An 18,633-nucleotide genomic window follows, 5' to 3' on the forward strand; every position below is an offset into this window, starting at 1 on the left:
ACTTAACAGATTCATTTTATAAATAAAAGCAAGCAACAAATTATATTAACTTGTCACTTGCATTATTAAATTTATAACTATTTTAAAGTATCTATTCTAACTAATACTGCATCAAGCATTTCTTGATACTTAACTAGCTTTTCTTTTTCACCAGCAATTACTGCCTCAGGTGCTTTAGATACAAACCCTGCATTAGAAAGCTTCTTTTCTATTCTTGTTACTTCACCTTCTAATTTTTTCTTTTCTTTATTTAATCTTTCAAGTTCCTTTTCCTTATCAACTAAGTCTAAAAGTGGCATAAATAATTCTCCACCTTTAACTACTAATGATACTGCATTTTCTGGAACTAATGATTTATCATCTATGAATTCAACTTCAGAAGCTGAACCTAGCTTTTCCATATAAGGAATTCCAGCATTAAATGCTTCCTTAGCTTCATCAGAAATATAGCAAATTACTTTTGCTTTTCTTGATGGTGGTACATTCATTTCAGCTCTAACATTTCTTAATCCTTTAATAGCTTCAATAACAAATTCCATATCCTTTTCAGCTTTACTATCTGCTAAATCTTCAGCATATTCTGGCCATGATGAAATTGTTATAGATTCTCCATCTGTTAATGTAGTGTATATTTCTTCTGTGATAAATGGCATTACTGGATGTAATAATTTTAATCCTGTAGTCAATACAGTGTATAATACATTATAAACTACTCCTTTAGCTTTTTCATCATCACTGAAGAATACTGGTTTAACAAGTTCTATATACCAGTCACAGAATTCAGTCCACATAAAGTCATAAACCTTTTGAAGTGCAATTCCTAACTCATATTTTTCCATGTTTTCAGTTACTTCTTTAACTAAAGTATTCATTTGAGATAATATCCATCTATCAGCTAAGCTATATTCTTTGCAATCAGCATATTTATCCATTACTTCTTTATCAAGATTCATCATAACAAATCTTGATGCATTCCACATCTTATTAGCAAAGTTTCTTGCTGCTTCAACTCTTTCTGGAATATATCTTATATCGTTACCTGGAGAGTTTCCAGTAACAAGCATGAATCTTAATGCATCTGCACCATATTCATCAATAACTTCTAGGGGATCAACACCATTACCTAAAGATTTACTCATTTTTCTTCCTTCAGCATCTCTTATGATACCGTGTATTAATACTGTATCAAATGGAGTCTCTTCCATGTTATGTATTCCTGAGAATATCATTCTAGCAACCCAGAAGAATATAATATCATAACCAGTAACTAAAACATTAGTTGGATAGAAGAAATCTAAATCTTCTGTTTTTTCTGGCCAACCTAAAGTTGAGAAAGGCCATAATGCTGATGAGAACCAAGTATCAAGTACATCTTCATCTTGTCTTATATTTTCAGATCCACATTTTGAACACTTACATGGCGCATCAACTTCAACCATCATATGATTGCAATCATTACAATAGAATACAGGTATTCTATGTCCCCACCATAATTGTCTTGAAATACACCAATCTTGGATATTTTCCATCCAGTTATAATATATTTTATCAAATCTTTCAGGAACAAACTTAGTTTTTCCATTTCTAACAACATCAATAGCAGGTTTTGCTAAAGATTCCATCTTAACATACCATTGTCTTGAAACAATTGGTTCAACAACTGTTCCACATCTATCATGTGTTCCAACATTGTGAGTATGAGGTTTAACTTTAACAAGTAATCCCTGTTCTTCTAAATCCTTAACCATTTGCTTTCTAGCTTCATATCTATCTAATCCTTGATACTTGCCACCTAATTCATTTATTACACCATGGTCATCCATTACTCTTATTATTGGAAGGTTATGTCTTTTACCTACTTCAAAGTCGTTAGGATCGTGTGCTGGAGTTATTTTAACTGCACCTGTACCAAATTCAATATCAACATAATCATCACCTACAACAGGAATTTCTCTATCTGTTAAAGGTAACTTTAATGTTTTACCAATTAAATGCTTAAATCTATCATCATTTGGATTAACAGCTACTGCAGTATCACCAAGTAATGTTTCTGGTCTTGTAGTAGCTATTTCTAAATATCCAGAACCATCTGCTAATGGATAGTTAATGTGCCAGAAGCTACCTTCTTTTTCTTCATATTCAATTTCTGCATCTGATAATGCTGTAGTACATTTTGGACACCAGTTAGTTATTCTATTTCCTTGGTATATAAGTCCTTCATTGTATAATTTAACGAATACTGTTCTTACAGCTTTATTTAAGTTTTCATCCATTGTGAAAGCTTCTCTTGAGAAATCAGCAGAAACACCCATTTTTTTAAGTTGTTCTCTTATATGACCTCTATATTCATCAGACCATTCCCAAACTTTTTCTAGGAATGCTTCTCTTCCCATTTCTTTTTTAACTAAACCTTGCTTTAATAATTCATTTTCAACTTTAACTTCAGTTGCTATAGAAGCATGGTCTTGTCCAGGTAACCATAAAGTACAGTAACCTTGCATTCTTTTAAATCTTATAAGCATATCTTGAAGTGTATTATCAAGAGCATGACCCAAGTGAAGTCTACCAGTTATATTTGGTGGTGGCATCACAATAGAAAATGGCTTCTTAGTTTTATCAACAACAGGAGTGAAATATTTTTTCTCTTCCCATGTTTTATAAATTCTTTCTTCGAAATCCTTTGGATTATACGTTGTGGCTAAATTCTTCTTTTCTTCCATCAATAAAACCTCCTGAATAGTTTTTTATATATTTAAAGTTCTTATATAAAGACCACTTTACAAATTTAAATCAAAATTTTTCTAGTTTATAAATATTATCATTAAATCTATTTATTTAAAGATTAAAATCATACTTATTTCATGGAAATAGTATTACTTTAATTATAATATCCATAATTTTATTTTTAACTCTGTACCTTTGCTCTGTATATTTAGAAAATATCAGAAAGCAACATAAAAAAAGAGCCTTAATCCTAAAAAAGGACGAAGACTCGCGGTACCACCTTTATTCCTACTAAGTAAATTAACATTTTACTTCTTATAGGCTCTTAATTTATATAACGACTAGAATGCCGTCTTTGATTACTACTATTTCACCAAAGAAACTCAAAAGCTACCTTCAGGATATTTCATATAGAAGGCTTACAGCCTAGACCTTCCTCTCTTAATACGTCCTATTCCTTACTCCTCTTTATCACTGTTTTTTAATATTTATTTGTTTTTATATTATGATATTTTCTTACCATTGTCAACAAATCTCTAATAAATTTTTATTAATATTTATCACTTTATATAAAATTATATCCACTAATATAAATTTATAAACAAATTGATTTAAAGTTTTCCAACAAACTCATCATAACTTTCAGGCTTACCATTTCCAAAAATTATTTTAAATTCATTTGTTTCTATATCTCTATAATTAATATATGTTTTATTCATATCTAGTCTAGAAGTATCACTAAAGTTAAACATTTTTAAGACTTGATCTTCTGTTAAGTTTTCACCTAAAGTTCCAGACTTTGCAACCCCACTTAATGTAACTAACTTATACGCACCACATGGATGTAGGTATTCTACTACACTTAATTCACTCTTTTTGTTTTCATTGCACTCTACACAATTACAATTATGTTCGTTACTAAATTTCTCTTTAGTATAAAAATACCCACAACAAGTACAAAGTTTACTAATTGAATATCCATTATTTTCTATTCTAACTAATCCACCACAAATTTTACACTTCTCAATATTTAATACGTTATCCATTTTTATACCCCCATATATCCTTAACTATATTAATTATATTAATATAAGCTAAAACATATGAGGGTATTTAAAAAGTATTTTTTATTTAATATATTAAACTATTAACTATAAATAAATTTACCATCTACATTAGTAACAGCTATTTCTCCTCCATTACTTAACTTTCCAAAAAGAATTTCATCAACAAGCATTGGTTTAATTTCTTGATTAATAATCCTAATAATCTCTCTTGCTCCATATTCTTGAGAAGTTCCATTTTTAGCAATAAATTTAACACATTCTTCATCAAAGGTAATTTTAACATTTTTCTTTAATAACTGTTCATTAAATTTATTTAATTCTCTTCTAGCAATATTTAATGCCATTTCTTTATTCAAGTGATTAAATACAACTATTTTATCTAATCTATTCCTAAATTCAGGAGTAAAGAACTTTTTAACTTCTTCCATAATTGCTTCTCCCTGGATAACCCTTTCACCAAATCCAATAACACTTTTACCAATATCTTTAGCTCCAGCATTAGAAGTCATTATTAGTATAACATTTCTAAAATCAGCTTTTCTTCCTTGATTATCACTCAATGTTGCATAATCCATAACTTGAAGTAAAACATTTAATATATCAGGATGAGCCTTTTCTACTTCGTCTAATAATAAAACACAATATGGATTTTTCCTTATAGTATCTGTTAATAATCCACCTTCTTCGTATCCAACATAACCTGGAGGCGCACCTATTAGTTTTGCTGCTGCATGTTTTTCAGCATACTCACTCATATCAAATCTAATTAATTTCACTCCTAAACTATTTGCTAAAGTCTTTGCTACTTCGGTCTTTCCTACTCCCGTCGGACCAACGAATAGTAATGAACTTATTGGTTTATTTTCATTATTTAATCCTGCTCTTGAAATTTTAATACATCTAACCACTTCATGTATTGCTTTATCTTGTCCAAATATATTCCCTTCAAGATTCTTTTCTAAATCCTTTAATGATGAAACCTCATCTTTTTCAACAGTATTTTTAGGTATATGACATATTCTTGAAATAACATCTTCAATAACTTTTTCGTCTATTAAGACTTCATTTAAATCACTTCTATTCATTGATGCATATGCTCCTGCTTCATCAATAATATCTATAGCCTTATCTGGTAAAAATCTATCGTTTATATATTTACTACTTAATTCAACAGCTATCTTAATTGCATTATTAGTATATTTTACATTGTGATAGCTTTCATAATTTGACTTTAATCCATTGATTATCTTTATAGTTTCTTCTATTGATGTTTCTTTTACTTCAATGGTTTGAAATCTTCTACTTAATGCTTTATCTTTTTCAAAATACTTTTTATACTCATCAAAAGTTGTTGCACCAATAAATTTAACCTTTCCTCCTACTAAATATGGCTTTAAAAGATTTGAAGTATCTAAAGCTCCACCATCTATAGCTCCCGCACCAACAATATTATGAATTTCATCTATATACACAATTGGATTTTCATGCAATTCTATTTCATTTAAAACTTTCTTGATTCTTTCTTCAAAATCTCCTCTATACTTTGTCCCTGCTAATGCAGCTCCAATATCTAATGAAAATATTTCAGCATTTTTTAACTTTTCAGGTACATTACCACTATTTATAAGTCTTGCTAATCCTAATGTTATTGCAGTTTTCCCAACCCCTGGCTCCCCTACATGAATTGGATTATTCTTAGTTCTTCTGCATAATATTTGTATTGTTCTTTCTAAAATTTCTTCTCTTCCTATTAATGGATCAGAATTTTCACCTTTAACTTGCTCATTTAAATTTACAGTTAATGTTTTAATTAAATCTTTTTTGTTATTTACATTTATTTCATTATCAATTTCTTCATTTTCTTCTGAAATTAATCCTTCACTAATATAATCATCATTATTATAATTTTCATGACAAAGCTTATATAATAAATCTCTTTTTTCTATTCCTTCTTCTTGTAAATAAAATGAAGCATAACTATTTTCTAAATCATATATTGCAGAAATTAAATGCTCCATTGTAATACTTTTTTTACTTGAAAATATGGCTTGTTCACTAGCTTTTATAATTGCTTGCTGAAAACTATAGCTTTCTACTGGGCTATCAGTATTTCCTTCTTCAATATATTCACTAATATATTCATCTAACTTTTTTCTTAAATCTATTGCATTGTAATTTAGTTCCTCTAAAGCATTTATAAATCTATCTTCAAAAGTAATTCCATATAATAAGTGTTCAGCTGTTATAAACTCATCCTTATTGCTTTTTGCAAAATCATAACTCTTTAAAATAATCTCATTAACTTCTCTTGAAATTTCCACCTTTTATTCCTCCTCAATTGTAATATTAAAAGGAAAACCTTCTTCCTTAGCCATCCCCAATGCAATAGCAACTTTTGTTGCTGCTATGTCATAAGGATATACTCCTACAATTCCTCTTCCGATTTTATGAACATCCATCATTATTTTATTTGATGTATTTATATCTTTATTAAATACAGTTTTTAGCACTTCTACTACAAACTCCATGGTTGTAAAATCATCATTATGCATAATAACTTTATAAAGACTTGGCTTTTTTACTTTTAGTTTTTCTTTATTTATTGTTGCAACACCGTTCTCCATTACTTATTTCTCCTATACTTATTCTTTTAATTTCTTTAATACTAATTATATAAATGATATTATTTAATATCAATATTACACCATTACTTTAATATTATAGCAATAATAATTTTTATTTTCTTTTATAACAAAATTAAAGGCTAGACACAAATCTAACCTTTAATTTTATTATAACTCTTTATTATTATTTATCTTGCATCCACTCATAAGTTTTATAGCTTTTTTTATTATGAGCATGAGCTCCTATTCTTTCGCCATTTTCTATACCAACTTCTGAATTTCCAGTTGGATCAATTTTTCTTAATTCATTTTTAGACTTAGGTCTGTCTTTCATCCTATTTTTATTATTATCCATAAATCTTACCTCTTAAATAATTAATAATTAAATTTACTTTTAACTGCTTCCAAAACCGGTTTGAATTCTTCTTCATTTTGGTTGAATAACTTTATTAACTCTTCTTTAGATTTGATATATTTAGAATCATTTTCATCATATTTTACTATTGAACTAGATTCTTTATGAAACTTCATAAATATTATTGGATGTTTTTTTGCAAATGTCTCCATTTCTTCAATATGCCTTTCTGGCTTTGTTGCTTTTTTTAGCCATCTAAATACATAATCATATTTCTCCAATATAATCACTACCTTTTGTTATATCTTAAAATCAGTAGGGTCATAAGTTTTAGCTTTTGGTTCCCCAAAACATGCTTTTACACTTTCCACTTGTGGATTATGATTTACATTTTTGTGTTGATGTTTAGTTTTTTTCATTTTATTTGTCATAATAATCTCACCTCAATATTATCTTTTCCCTTAAAAATACTAATATCCTATAAGATGTTTTCCATTTGTACTTACTTTTAACTTTATATAAATAAAAATTTTTATAAAAACATACCTTTTTAATTTTATATTAATACCTTGAACATTTTATTATATTATTCATATTATGTATTATGACCAATTAAAACAAAAGATTATATGGAGATGATATAATGTCAGATTATTATTTTAGTTCATGTGACTACTCAAATGAAAGTCAAAGTGATTTCTCTAATAGTGATGTAAGTAATTTCTCTAATAGCAACGTAAGTGACTTTTCAAATAGTAGTACAAGTGATTTTTCAAATAGTAGTGCAAGTGATTTTTCAAATGATTTTTCAAGTAGTAACCAAGATAATTTTTCCTGTTGTGATGTTTCTATAGAAGAAAGAACTCAACTTTCAATTATAGCAAATTCAGATACTATCTGTGATTTATTATCAGAAATAGCATGCAAAAAAATATCATTAAATGGCTATTCATATTTAAATTTAAATGATAGTTGTAGTTTATTTAATTTTGTTGTTGGAAATAATAAAAGACAAAATTCAAAAGATGTAAGAACTGTTGAGTGTATATTAGACAAATGGTGTATAAATTATATTGAAAGTAAAACTATAAGAGTTACACTACCAAATGTTAAATCAGGAACTTTTGCTAAAATTTATTGCGCAGTTTCTGAAAACCTAGATGTATTTTCTTCATTTTTTGGTGAAGATAATTCATTATATATAGAAACTTCTGATAACTGCAAAGCTATTAAATGCATTAAATCAATTTTATGTTAAGATTATAATTGCACTTTAAATAAAAAAATGACAAATAGCAAATTTAATATAAATTACCTTATAAAAAAATAATTTGCTATTTGTCATTTTAATTTTATTAACAAATTCTAACTAATAATTCACCATCCGGCATACTTATAATTCTTTTACCACCAATTTTAGTTTTAAGATATAATTTATTTTTACCATCATCTATAGCTTTTCCTAAAATTACTGCATCCTGACCTACTTCATTTTTTCGCATTATTTCTAGTACCTTTAAAGCATCATCCTTATCAACAATTACAATTAACTTTCCTTCATTGGCTACATAAAGAGGATCTAATCCTAAAATATCACACATTGCAGAAACCTCTTTTTTTACTGGAATACTTCTTTCTTCAATCTCTATACTAATATTGCTATGCTCGATTATTTCATTTAGTGTTGTAGCTACTCCACCTCTTGTAGGGTCTCTTAATACCCTAACATTTTTACTTACTGATAAAATATCGTCTATTAGAAAATTTAATAAACAACAATCACTTTTAATATCTACATCAAACCCCAAATTTTCTCTATTGTTCATAATACACATTCCGTGATCACCAATAGTACCACTTAATAATATACAATCACCAGCTTGGACCATATCTCCACTATAATAATATTTTTCATCTTCTATTATTCCAATACCAGTTGTATTAATATATATTTTATCGCAACTTCCTCGTTCTACAACCTTTGTATCACCAGTTACAATTTTTACATTTGCTTTTTTAGCTGTATCAGCCATAGATTTTACTATTTTCTCTAGTTCATCAATCTCTAATCCTTCTTCAATTATAAACCCTACCGTAATATATAATGGCTTTGCTCCACTCATAGATATATCATTAACTGTTCCACAAATAGCTAGCTTACCTATATCTCCACCATTAAAAAATATTGGATTTATAACAAATGAATCTGTAGATATTGCAATTCTTCCATTTATTAACGGCAAAACTGATGAATCATTTTGTTGATTTAAAATTTCATTATTAAAATATTTATAAAATAAATTATTAATTAATTTATTAGTTGCCTTTCCACCACTACCATGACTTAAGGTTATAATTTCATTACTCATAAAATTTCTCCCTCCAACTAAATTACTTATATTTATAATAAGCAGAACAAGTTCCTTCTTCTGATACCATACATGCTCCAATTGGTGTTAGAGGTGTACATATATTCCCAAATAAATTACATTCCGTTGGTTCTTTTATACCCATTAGCACTTCTCCACAAGAACATCCTTTATTATCACTTTCCTGTATAAATTTAATATCAAATTTATTTAATGCATCAAAACGACTATATTTATTTTTAATAATTAATCCTGCATTATCTAATTTTCCTATACCTCTCCATATACTTTCGCTTTTTTCAAAAACTTCATGTATTATATTAACTGCATTTATATTTCCATCTTTTTTTACAAGTCTACTATATAAATTAACTAAATAATTTTTATTATTCTTATTCATTTCTATTATTGTATATATAGATGCTAAAATATCATTTACCTCAAACCCAGCTATAACCATTGGAATATTATATTCCACCGCTAATTTCTTAAATTGATTTTCACCAATTATCGTTGCAACATGTCCAGGACATAAAAATGCATCAATCTTTATATTAGGATTTAATACTAAACTCTTCATTGCTTCTGGCATTGTCTTTAAACTATTAAAAACCGAGAAATTATTGATATTTTCATCACAGGCTATTTTTATACTCATTGCAATGATTGGAGCAGTTGTTTCAAATCCTATACCTAAAAATATAACCTCTTTACTTGGATTCTCCCTAGCTATTTTAATACTATCTAATGGTGAATAAACAACTCTAATATCACTTCCTAATGCTTTTTCCTTACTTAATGTACTTTCCTTTCCTGGAACCCTCATCAAGTCACCAAAAGTAGTAATTATCATATTTTCTTTTTTTGATAGTTTTATTGCTGTATCAATATATCCTTGTGGCGTTACACATACAGGGCAGCCTGGACCATTTATAAGCTTTATTTTCTCAGGCAATAAATCCTTTATACCATTTTTTAAAATTACATTTGTATGAGTTCCACATACCTCCATAATAGAAATTTCTGATACTACTTCGCTCTTTATCTTATCTAAAAATCTATTTGTAAGGTTAATATCTTTTAGTTTATTCAGTGTGTCCACTTCTTTCACACTCCTTAATTGCCTCACTAAGTTCACTAAATATTTCTAGAGTTTCATTAGCGTAATCTTCATCTATCTTTTGAATTGCACATCCTGCATGAACTAATACATAATCACCTTCTTTAGGCTCATTTATAAACATAATGTTCACCTTCATCTTTATCCCACCATAACTTACAGTTGCTTCATTATCGATAATAGATTCTATTCTCGCCGGAACTGCTATACACATATATTTTTCTCCTTTCAAATAAGCTATATATGAAAACTTTAATTTGCTGAATTAAATTTCCTTACACTCTTTAAACTCATTTATATTTAATTTATTTTTTCATTTGCTATTGCCAATTGTCCCAAACTAATACCACTATCATTGCAAGGAATAATTGTATGAGTTATTACCTCAAAATTATTTTCAATTAATTTAACAATAGTTCTATCAAGTAATATTTCATTTTGAAATACTCCTCCAGTAAGTATAACTTTGTTAACCTTAGTTTTTTCTCTCATCCTTTTTGCCATATCTATTGTAAATTCAACTACAGTATTATGAAATTTTGCACTAATAATATCTTTAGTAACTTTATTTCTAATATCATTAACTATTCCTATAATTATTTCATTAAATTTTATAATATATCTATCTTCTATTTTATCTATATTATATTTATAGTTATTTATTATTTCTTCATTACTTATATTTTCTAATATTATAGCTGCTTCGCCTTCAAAAGAAATCTCTTCAATTAATCCAATTAGTGCAGAAATTCCATCAAATAATCTACCTATACTTGATGTTTCAGGTGAGTTTATTTTTTTATCAATAATATTCTTAATTACACTAACACTTTTATTCTTAAGATTATTTGGTATATAGTTAATAAAGTCATCATTATATACCTTATATAGTAAAGATAACGCAATTTTCCATGGATTCTTAATAGCACTTTCTCCACCTGGTAAATTAAAATACTGTAAATGTCCAATTCTTACATATTCTTTTCTATTACATAGTAAAAATTCTCCACCCCATATTTTTTTATCATCTCCATATCCAGTTCCATCATATGCAATACCTATTACTTGTTCATTTATATCATTTTCTACCATACAGCTTACAACATGACTATGATGATGTTGTGTTTCCATAATCTTAACATCTTCATTTATATTTAAAATATCCTTCAAATTTATATCCCTATAAACAAAGCTTGGATGCATATCATAAACAATTATTTTAGGTTTTATACTATATATTTTTAAATAATGAGAAATTACTCTTTCAAACTTATTAGTAGTTTCTATATTTTTCAAATCACCTATATACTCACTCATAAATACATCATTTTTATTACTGACACTTATAGTATTTTTCAATTCTGACCCTAATGCTAAAATTTCACTTTTAGTATTCATGAATATACTTTTAGGTGAATATCCCCTAGCACTCCTTATAACTCTTTCTCTACTCTTAATAACTCTAGTAACAGAATCATCAATACTCATATAAATCTCTCTATTATTTAACAAATAATAATCCGCTATATTATTTAATTTTTCTAATGCTTGATTATTTTTATAAATTATTGGCTCTCCACTGATATTTCCACTTGTCATAACTAATATTTCTGTATTTTCATCAAATAATAAGTAATGTAAGGGCGTATATGGAAGCATTACTCCAACTCTTTTATTATTGGGTGCTAAATTATTAGGAAGGCCATAATTTTTATTCTTTTCTAATAGTACAATAGGTCTTTTATTACTTAATAATACTGCTTCTTCTTCTTTACTTAAATTACAGTATTTTTTAACAACTTCTAAATCTCTCATCATTACGGCAAAAGGCTTTTGGGGTCTCTTTTTTCTTTTTCTTAATAATCTTATTGTCTCTTCATTTTTAGCATCACAAGATAAATTAAATCCTCCTAATCCTTTAACTGCTATTATATTGCCTTCTTTAATCAACTTAATAGTTTCTGTTAAAGGATCCTCATACTTTATTAACTCTCCATTACTTTTACTTAAAAATACTATAGGACCACATTCTGGACATGCATTTGGTTGGGCATGAAACCTCCTATTCTCTGGATTATTATATTCGGCTTTACAACTTTCACACATTTCAAATTCATTCATTGTTGTTAAATCTCTATCATATGGTAAATCTTTGATTATTGAAAATCTTGGCCCACAGCATGTACAATTTGTAAAAGGATATCTATATCTTTTATTATTTTTATCAAAAATTTCAGTTTTACATTTATCACATATTGAGTAATCTGGTGAAATATATGTAGTAGGACTAATATTTTTTTCAGTTAATTTTATATAAAAGTCTGTATATTTTTGATTTACTTTTTTCTCAGTAATCTTCACTTTCTTTATTTTAGATAATAATGGTGGATTTTTGCTTAATTCAACAATAAATGCCTTTAAGTTATCTTCTTCCCCCTGAATATCTATAATAACTCCATTACTATTATTATTAACGTATCCGGTTAAACTGTTTTTTATTGCTAAGTTATAAACAAAAGGTCTAAACCCAACTCCTTGTACAATTCCATAAACATCAATAACCTTTCTTTTTTTACTCATCTGTACCCCTCTATTTGTTTATTTGAAACTACTTAACTTATTTATATAACTTTTAGCTCTACTAAAAAAATTATAATTTTATACTATTAATTAACATTAGAATCCTATTTAAATTATATCCTACAATTACCATTTTTTCAATTTCAAAGCAATTAATTGCAAAAAAATAAGACTCTATAAAGAGTCTTATCTAAAAGTATTAATTTTCATTCCAATTAGTATTTTTAACAAAATCCTCAACTAAAGCATGACACATGTCAGGATTAATAGTTTCTTCATGAGTTATTGTAATTATAGACATTGCAACAGAATACTTAAGGGTATCCTTAATATTTAAATTATTCATGTAGCCATATCCAATTCCGGCAACAAATGAATCACCTGCTCCTGTAACATTTTTAACATCTATCTTATCAGAACATGCAAGAGTTCCTTCTTCACCCTCACTAGTAATATAATATATTCCATCTGCATCTAAACTAATGAATACATTTTTTACTCCTTGTTCAATAAAAAATCTACCAGCTTTTCTTAAGTCTTCATTACTTTCAATCTTAAAACCACATAAAGCTTCTGTTTCAAATCTATTTGGTTTTATTGTATGGAAGTATTTTATTAAATGACGAATTTTTCTAGCTTTCTTTGCTGATACTGGATCTAATATAAAGTTACTTACTCCTTCATATTTCTTTAAAATATACTCTAATAAAACTGGATTATCTGAATCAACTATAGTATATTGTGCATTTCTAAAAATACTATCTTTTTCATCAATAAAACTTTCATCCATTTTATTTAAGCTTTCCATATCTACTACAGCTGATTCCATTTCACCTTGGTGATTTAAAATTGCCATATATGTTGGAGTACTTTCATTCTTTAAGAATAAAGAGTGCTCCATACTATATCCTAATTTTTTAGAATGTTCAAAAATGCTTTTTCCATTTTCATCATCACCTAAAGTTGAAATAAACTTTGTTTCCACTCCTACTCTTGCTAGATTTTCTGCAATATTTCTACATACTCCTCCAAAAGATATTTTTATATGCCCCGGTATCGAATCTCTTTGAGCATAACTTCTTCCACAAAACCCAAAAATATCAACAATTGAGGCTCCTAAAACTAAAATATAAGGATTTTTATCATTCATACTATCTCTCCTGCCACTAATTTAACGTATTAAAATATAAATACATTATAGTAAAGAGATGAAAAAAAATAAAGAGGATTTAAAAAAAATGTCGAATTTTTTTAAAGTCTTCTTTATTTTCAAGTTAACTCTTGCTTATTTTGTTCTATAAATACACTGATAATAGCTTTTAATAACTAAATCATATAAAGTTCCATCATATACAATATATAACTAACTTTATATATTATTAGTTCTTAAAGTATTAATATCTATTTTAACTTCTTTTTTATAATCATAGTTTTCTTGTGGTAGCTTTAAGTTCTTAAATGCTACCGACATCATAAGCTTTATTCTATTTAATTGATTAACTTCAGAGGCTCCTGGATCATAATCAACAGCAATAATATTTGCCAACGGGTATTTAGCTTTTAATGCTTTAATCATTCCTTTTCCTGTTACATGATTAGGTAAACATGCAAATGGTTGAATACAAACAATGTTATTCACATTATTTTCAATTAACTCAACCATCTCGCCTGTCAATAACCACCCTTCACCTGTTTGGTTACCTAAAGATACAACATTTGCTGCCTTTTCTGCTAAATGACTAATAGTAGTTGGATATCCAAATCTTTCACTATTCTGCAATTCTTTAATTACAAATTTCCTATATGCTTCAATATAGGAAATTGCAATATCACAAACAGTTTTTGTTATTTTGCTTCCTGATAAGTATCTATTTTTAAATTTTGAGTTATAACAACAATATAAAAAGAAATCTAATAATTCAGGAACTACTACTTCTGCACCTTCATTCTCCAAAACATCTACTATATTGTTATTGGCAGTTGGATGATATTTAACTAATATTTCACCTACTATGCCTACCTTCGGCTTAACTTCATTATTAATTTCAAGTGTATCAAAAGCTTTAACTATTTCTTTAACTATTTTATTCATTTCACTTTTACTACCATTTATTAGATTTTCAAATGCTTTTTCTCGATAGTATTCATATAACTTATTTGCAGATCCCTCAACAACTTCATAAGGTCTTACTCTATAAAGCACTCTCATAAATAAATCACCATAAATTATACCCATCATAAGCTTCTTTATTAATTCATATGAAATCGTAAATCCTGGTTGCTTTTCCATACCTAATGTATTTAATGAAATAATTGGAACATTAGGAAATCCCGCTTCCCTTAAACCTTTCTTCAAAAATCCAACATAATTAGTTGCTCTACAACCACCACCAGTTTGTGTAATAATTAATGCAGTTTTTTCTGGATCATATTTACCACTTTTTAATGCATGAATCATTTGTCCAATAACTAATATTGACGGATAACAAGCATCATTATTAACATATTTAACCCCTTCTTCAATTGCCTCTTTATCATTAGCAGGTAATACCTCAATATTATATCCACTAGCCTTTGCCGCTTTTTCTATAAATTGAAAATGCATAGGCGACATTTGAGGTGCAAGTATTGTCCAATCTTTTTTCATTTCCTTTGTAAACACATTGTTTTGATAGCTGTTATCTACACTTTTTAATACAACATTATTTCTTTCCCTTTCTTCCATTGCTGCCTTTAACGATCTTATCCTTATCTTAACTGCACCTAAATTACTTCCTTCATCTATTTTTATTAAAGTGTATATCTTTCCTCTACTAGCTAATATTTCAGATACCTGATCGCTTGTAACAGCATCTAAGCCACAACCAAATGATGTTAACTGTATTAATTCTAAATCTTTTCTTTCCTTTACAAAGGCAGCAGCTCTATATAATCTAGTATGATACATCCATTGGTCCACAACTCTTATTGGTCTATTTAAATTTCCTAAATGAGCAACACTATCTTCAGTAAAAACTGCCATATTAAATGATGTTATAATATCTGTTAGTCCATGATTGATTTCAGGGTCAATATGATAAGGTCTACCACTTAAAACTATACCTTTCATATTATTATCTTCAATATACTTTAATGTTTCTTCACCTTTTTTTCTTATATCATTAACTACACTTTCTCTTTCGTTAAAAGCTGCATCCACTGCATTTCTTATTTCTTTTTTAGTAACATTAAACTCTTCAAAAATTTCATAAAGTCTTTTATAAAGCTTCTCTTTATTGTGCAATGACAAAAATGGCGAAAGATATTTTATTCCTTTATCTTTTAATTCATCTATATTATTTTTAATAACATCTGGATATGATGTAACCATAGGACAATTATAATGATTATTAGCCCCACTATCTTCTTTATATTCATAAGGAATACATGGATAAAAAATAGTTTTAATTCCTTTGTTAATTAAATACATAATATGACCATGACTTATTTTAGCTGGATAGCAAGCTGATTCTGATGGTATAGTTTCTATTCCTAATTTAAATATATCCTTATTAGAAATTGGAGATAATACAACCCTAAATTTTAATTTTGTTAAGAAAGTAAACCAAAATGGATAATTTTCATAAATATTTAAAACACGAGGTATACCAATTTCTCCCCTTATTGCCTCTTCTTTACTTAAAGGTTTATAAGAAAATATTCTTTTTAACTTGTATTTATATAAATTAGGTACATTTGCTTTTTTCTCAATATTACCAAGAGGTCTTTCACACCTATTTCCTGTAATATAATTTTCACTTTCACTGAATTTATTAATTGTTAATAAGCAGTTATTTCCACATCTTCCACATCTCTCACAACTTGTTTCCATTGTAAAATCATTGATTTTATCTCTTGTTATTAATGATGATGTCTCTCCTTCTGTGTAATTTTCCTTAGCTATTAATGCTGCTCCATACGCTCCCATTAATCCCGCTATTTCAGGTCTTACAACATCAATGCCTGTAACTTTTTCAAAGCTTCTTAATATTCCATCATTATAAAAAGTACCACCTTGTACTATAATATTTTTGCCTAATTCATCAAAATTTCTAATCTTAATTACCTTATATAAGGCATTTTTAATTACTGAATAAGAAAGACCTGCAGAAATATCTGCAATGCTTGCACCTTCTTTTTGTACTTGCTTTACCTTTGAATTCATGAATACAGTACATCTTGAACCTAAATCAACTGGATGTTTTGATTTAATAGACAATTTAGCAAATTCATCAATTGAAATTCCCAAAGATTTACTAAATCCTTCAATAAATGAACCACATCCTGATGAACACGCTTCATTTAATAAAATGTTATTAATAACTCCATCTTTAATCATTAAGGCTTTCATATCTTGTCCGCCTATATCTAATATAAAATCCACATTAGGCATAAATTCTTTTGCACCTCTAAAATGACAAATTGTTTCTATCTCACCAATATCAACACCAAGAGCTGCCTTTATTAATCCTTCTCCATAACCTGTAACTGTAGCTTTTGCTATCTTTACATCTTTATTTAATAATATATAAATTTCTTTTAAAATATCTATAGTTTTATTTAAAGGACTTCCTTCATTATTATTATAGCTAGAATATAATAACTCTCCTTTTTCTCCTAATACAACCGCTTTAGTTGTAGTAGAACCTGCATCTATTCCTATAAATACTTTCCCCTTGTATTCAGATAAATTTCCTTTAGGAACAGTGCTTAAACTATGTCTTTCCTTAAATTTATTATAATCTTCTTCATCAATAAATAATGGTTCTAATGATTCATTCACTATTGTTTTAGCATTAATTTCATTTAGTCTTCTAATTAGCTCATTAGAATTAATTATCTCACTGTTTTCAGCTAAAATTGCAGCTCCTAAAGCAACATAAATTTCAGAATTATTGGGTGCAAAGTATTCACCTTCTTTTAAATTTAAAGTTTTTATAAATCTATCTCTTAAACTATCAAGAAAATGAAGAGGACCACCAAGAAATGCAACATTCCCCCTAATAGGTTTCCCACATGCTAGTCCACTTATTGTTTGATCTACAACAGCTTGAAATATTGATGCTGCAATATCACTTTTCTTTGCTCCTTCATTAATTAATGGTTGTATATCAGTTTTCGCAAAAACTCCACATCTTGAAGCAATTGGATAAATGTTAGTTGCCTCTTTAGCTAATATATTCAACCCTTTTGCGTCAGTATTTAATAAAATAGCCATTTGATCAATAAATGCTCCTGTTCCACCAGCACATGTTCCATTCATCCTTTGGTCTATTCCACCTTTTAAATACGTTATTTTAGCGTCTTCTCCTCCAAGTTCAATAACAACATCTGTTTTACTTATAAATTCCTCTACTGCTCTAGTACAAGATATAACTTCTTGCTCAAATTTGCACTTTAACCACTGTGATACCCCTATTCCACCAGAGCCTGTAACTGTAACTTTTAAATTAACATTACCTATACTTTTAAAACATTCCTTTAATGAATTATCTAAAGTAGTTTTTATATCGGAAAAATGTCTCCTATAATCACTATAAATTACTTTATTATAATTATCTAATACCACAACTTTTATTGTAGTAGATCCTACATCAATTCCCAATTTATAACTTCTCATATTTTACCACTCTTTCCAATTAATATATCGCACTAATTATATCACATAAATTTTATTTTTTCATATCAAATAACTATTTTTACCAAATTTTGTTTATTATTCAATGTTTGTTCTATATTATTTAATAATATATTA

General features: G+C 27.7%; 14 protein-coding genes and 1 other annotated feature. Of the genes, 1 reads left to right on the plus strand and 13 read right to left on the minus strand.

Translation table 11 applies throughout. From position 1 onward, the window contains the following. Window positions 1-77 precede the first annotated feature (77 nt). The 7 genes from TY07_RS14385 to TY07_RS18765 form a co-directional block, all read right to left on the minus strand. Window positions 78-2,720 carry a valine--tRNA ligase gene (locus TY07_RS14385; RefSeq protein ID WP_042401556.1) on the minus strand — a complete coding sequence of 881 codons (2,643 nt, stop codon included), beginning with the start codon at window positions 2,718-2,720 and terminating at the stop codon, window positions 78-80. Window positions 2,721-2,977: 257 nt separating this feature from the next. Continuing rightward, window positions 2,978-3,208, minus strand: a binding site (T-box leader). 127 nt (window positions 3,209-3,335) lie between these two features. Next, window positions 3,336-3,770, minus strand: coding sequence for a hypothetical protein (locus TY07_RS14390; protein ID WP_042401560.1), 435 nt, complete (start codon window positions 3,768-3,770; stop codon window positions 3,336-3,338). A 101-nt stretch (window positions 3,771-3,871) separates the two neighbouring features. Further along, a complete protein-coding gene (gene clpA, locus TY07_RS14395; RefSeq protein WP_042401564.1) occupies window positions 3,872-6,112 on the minus strand; it encodes an ATP-dependent Clp protease ATP-binding subunit ClpA in 2,241 nt (746 codons plus the stop codon). Window positions 6,113-6,115: 3 nt separating this feature from the next. Further along, window positions 6,116-6,415, minus strand: a complete 300-nt coding sequence (locus TY07_RS14400) for an ATP-dependent Clp protease adaptor ClpS (protein WP_042401567.1) — start codon at window positions 6,413-6,415, stop codon at window positions 6,116-6,118. Window positions 6,416-6,599: 184 nt separating this feature from the next. Further along, entirely contained in the window at window positions 6,600-6,770 is a 171-nt protein-coding gene (locus tag TY07_RS18405) for a hypothetical protein (protein WP_172676173.1), read from the minus strand. A 20-nt stretch (window positions 6,771-6,790) separates the two neighbouring features. Continuing rightward, window positions 6,791-7,060: a hypothetical protein gene (locus TY07_RS14405; RefSeq protein WP_242833268.1), complete on the minus strand. Its 270-nt coding sequence runs from the start codon at window positions 7,058-7,060 to the stop codon at window positions 6,791-6,793. Window positions 7,061-7,069: 9 nt separating this feature from the next. Next, window positions 7,070-7,201 (minus strand): CPC_1213 family protein, encoded by a 132-nt coding sequence (locus tag TY07_RS18765; protein ID WP_260457803.1) that lies wholly within the window; start codon window positions 7,199-7,201, stop codon window positions 7,070-7,072. Between the two features lie 212 nt (window positions 7,202-7,413). Between TY07_RS18765 and TY07_RS14410 the strand changes: the two genes are divergently transcribed. Beyond that, on the plus strand, window positions 7,414-8,028 hold the full coding sequence (locus TY07_RS14410) for a hypothetical protein (RefSeq protein ID WP_042401570.1): 615 nt from the start codon (window positions 7,414-7,416) through the stop codon (window positions 8,026-8,028). A gap of 97 nt (window positions 8,029-8,125) precedes the next feature. Here TY07_RS14410 and hypE read toward each other — a convergent pair whose 3' ends face one another. From hypE to TY07_RS14440, 6 genes are all read right to left on the minus strand, one after another. Further along, window positions 8,126-9,139, minus strand: coding sequence for a hydrogenase expression/formation protein HypE (hypE, locus tag TY07_RS14415; RefSeq protein ID WP_042401574.1), 1,014 nt, complete (start codon window positions 9,137-9,139; stop codon window positions 8,126-8,128). A gap of 22 nt (window positions 9,140-9,161) precedes the next feature. Further along, window positions 9,162-10,241 carry a hydrogenase formation protein HypD gene (gene hypD / locus TY07_RS14420; RefSeq protein WP_042401577.1) on the minus strand — a complete coding sequence of 360 codons (1,080 nt, stop codon included), beginning with the start codon at window positions 10,239-10,241 and terminating at the stop codon, window positions 9,162-9,164. Then, window positions 10,225-10,473, minus strand: a complete 249-nt coding sequence (locus tag TY07_RS14425) for a HypC/HybG/HupF family hydrogenase formation chaperone (protein WP_042401579.1) — start codon at window positions 10,471-10,473, stop codon at window positions 10,225-10,227. Before TY07_RS14425 ends, hypD begins: the two co-directional genes overlap by 17 nt. Window positions 10,474-10,559: 86 nt before the next feature. Further along, entirely contained in the window at window positions 10,560-12,839 is a 2,280-nt protein-coding gene (gene hypF, locus TY07_RS14430; protein WP_042401582.1) for a carbamoyltransferase HypF, read from the minus strand. 199 nt (window positions 12,840-13,038) lie between these two features. Continuing rightward, window positions 13,039-13,989, minus strand: a complete 951-nt coding sequence (locus tag TY07_RS14435; RefSeq protein WP_042401585.1) for a carbohydrate kinase family protein — start codon at window positions 13,987-13,989, stop codon at window positions 13,039-13,041. Window positions 13,990-14,208: 219 nt separating this feature from the next. After that, window positions 14,209-18,498, minus strand: a complete 4,290-nt coding sequence (locus tag TY07_RS14440; RefSeq protein WP_042401588.1) for a 2-hydroxyacyl-CoA dehydratase — start codon at window positions 18,496-18,498, stop codon at window positions 14,209-14,211. Between the last annotated feature and the right edge of the window lie 135 nt (window positions 18,499-18,633).

Origin of the sequence: Clostridium saudiense (assembly GCF_000577815.1) — a bacterium.
In the GTDB taxonomy this organism is placed as follows: domain Bacteria; phylum Bacillota; class Clostridia; order Clostridiales; family Clostridiaceae; genus Clostridium; species Clostridium saudiense.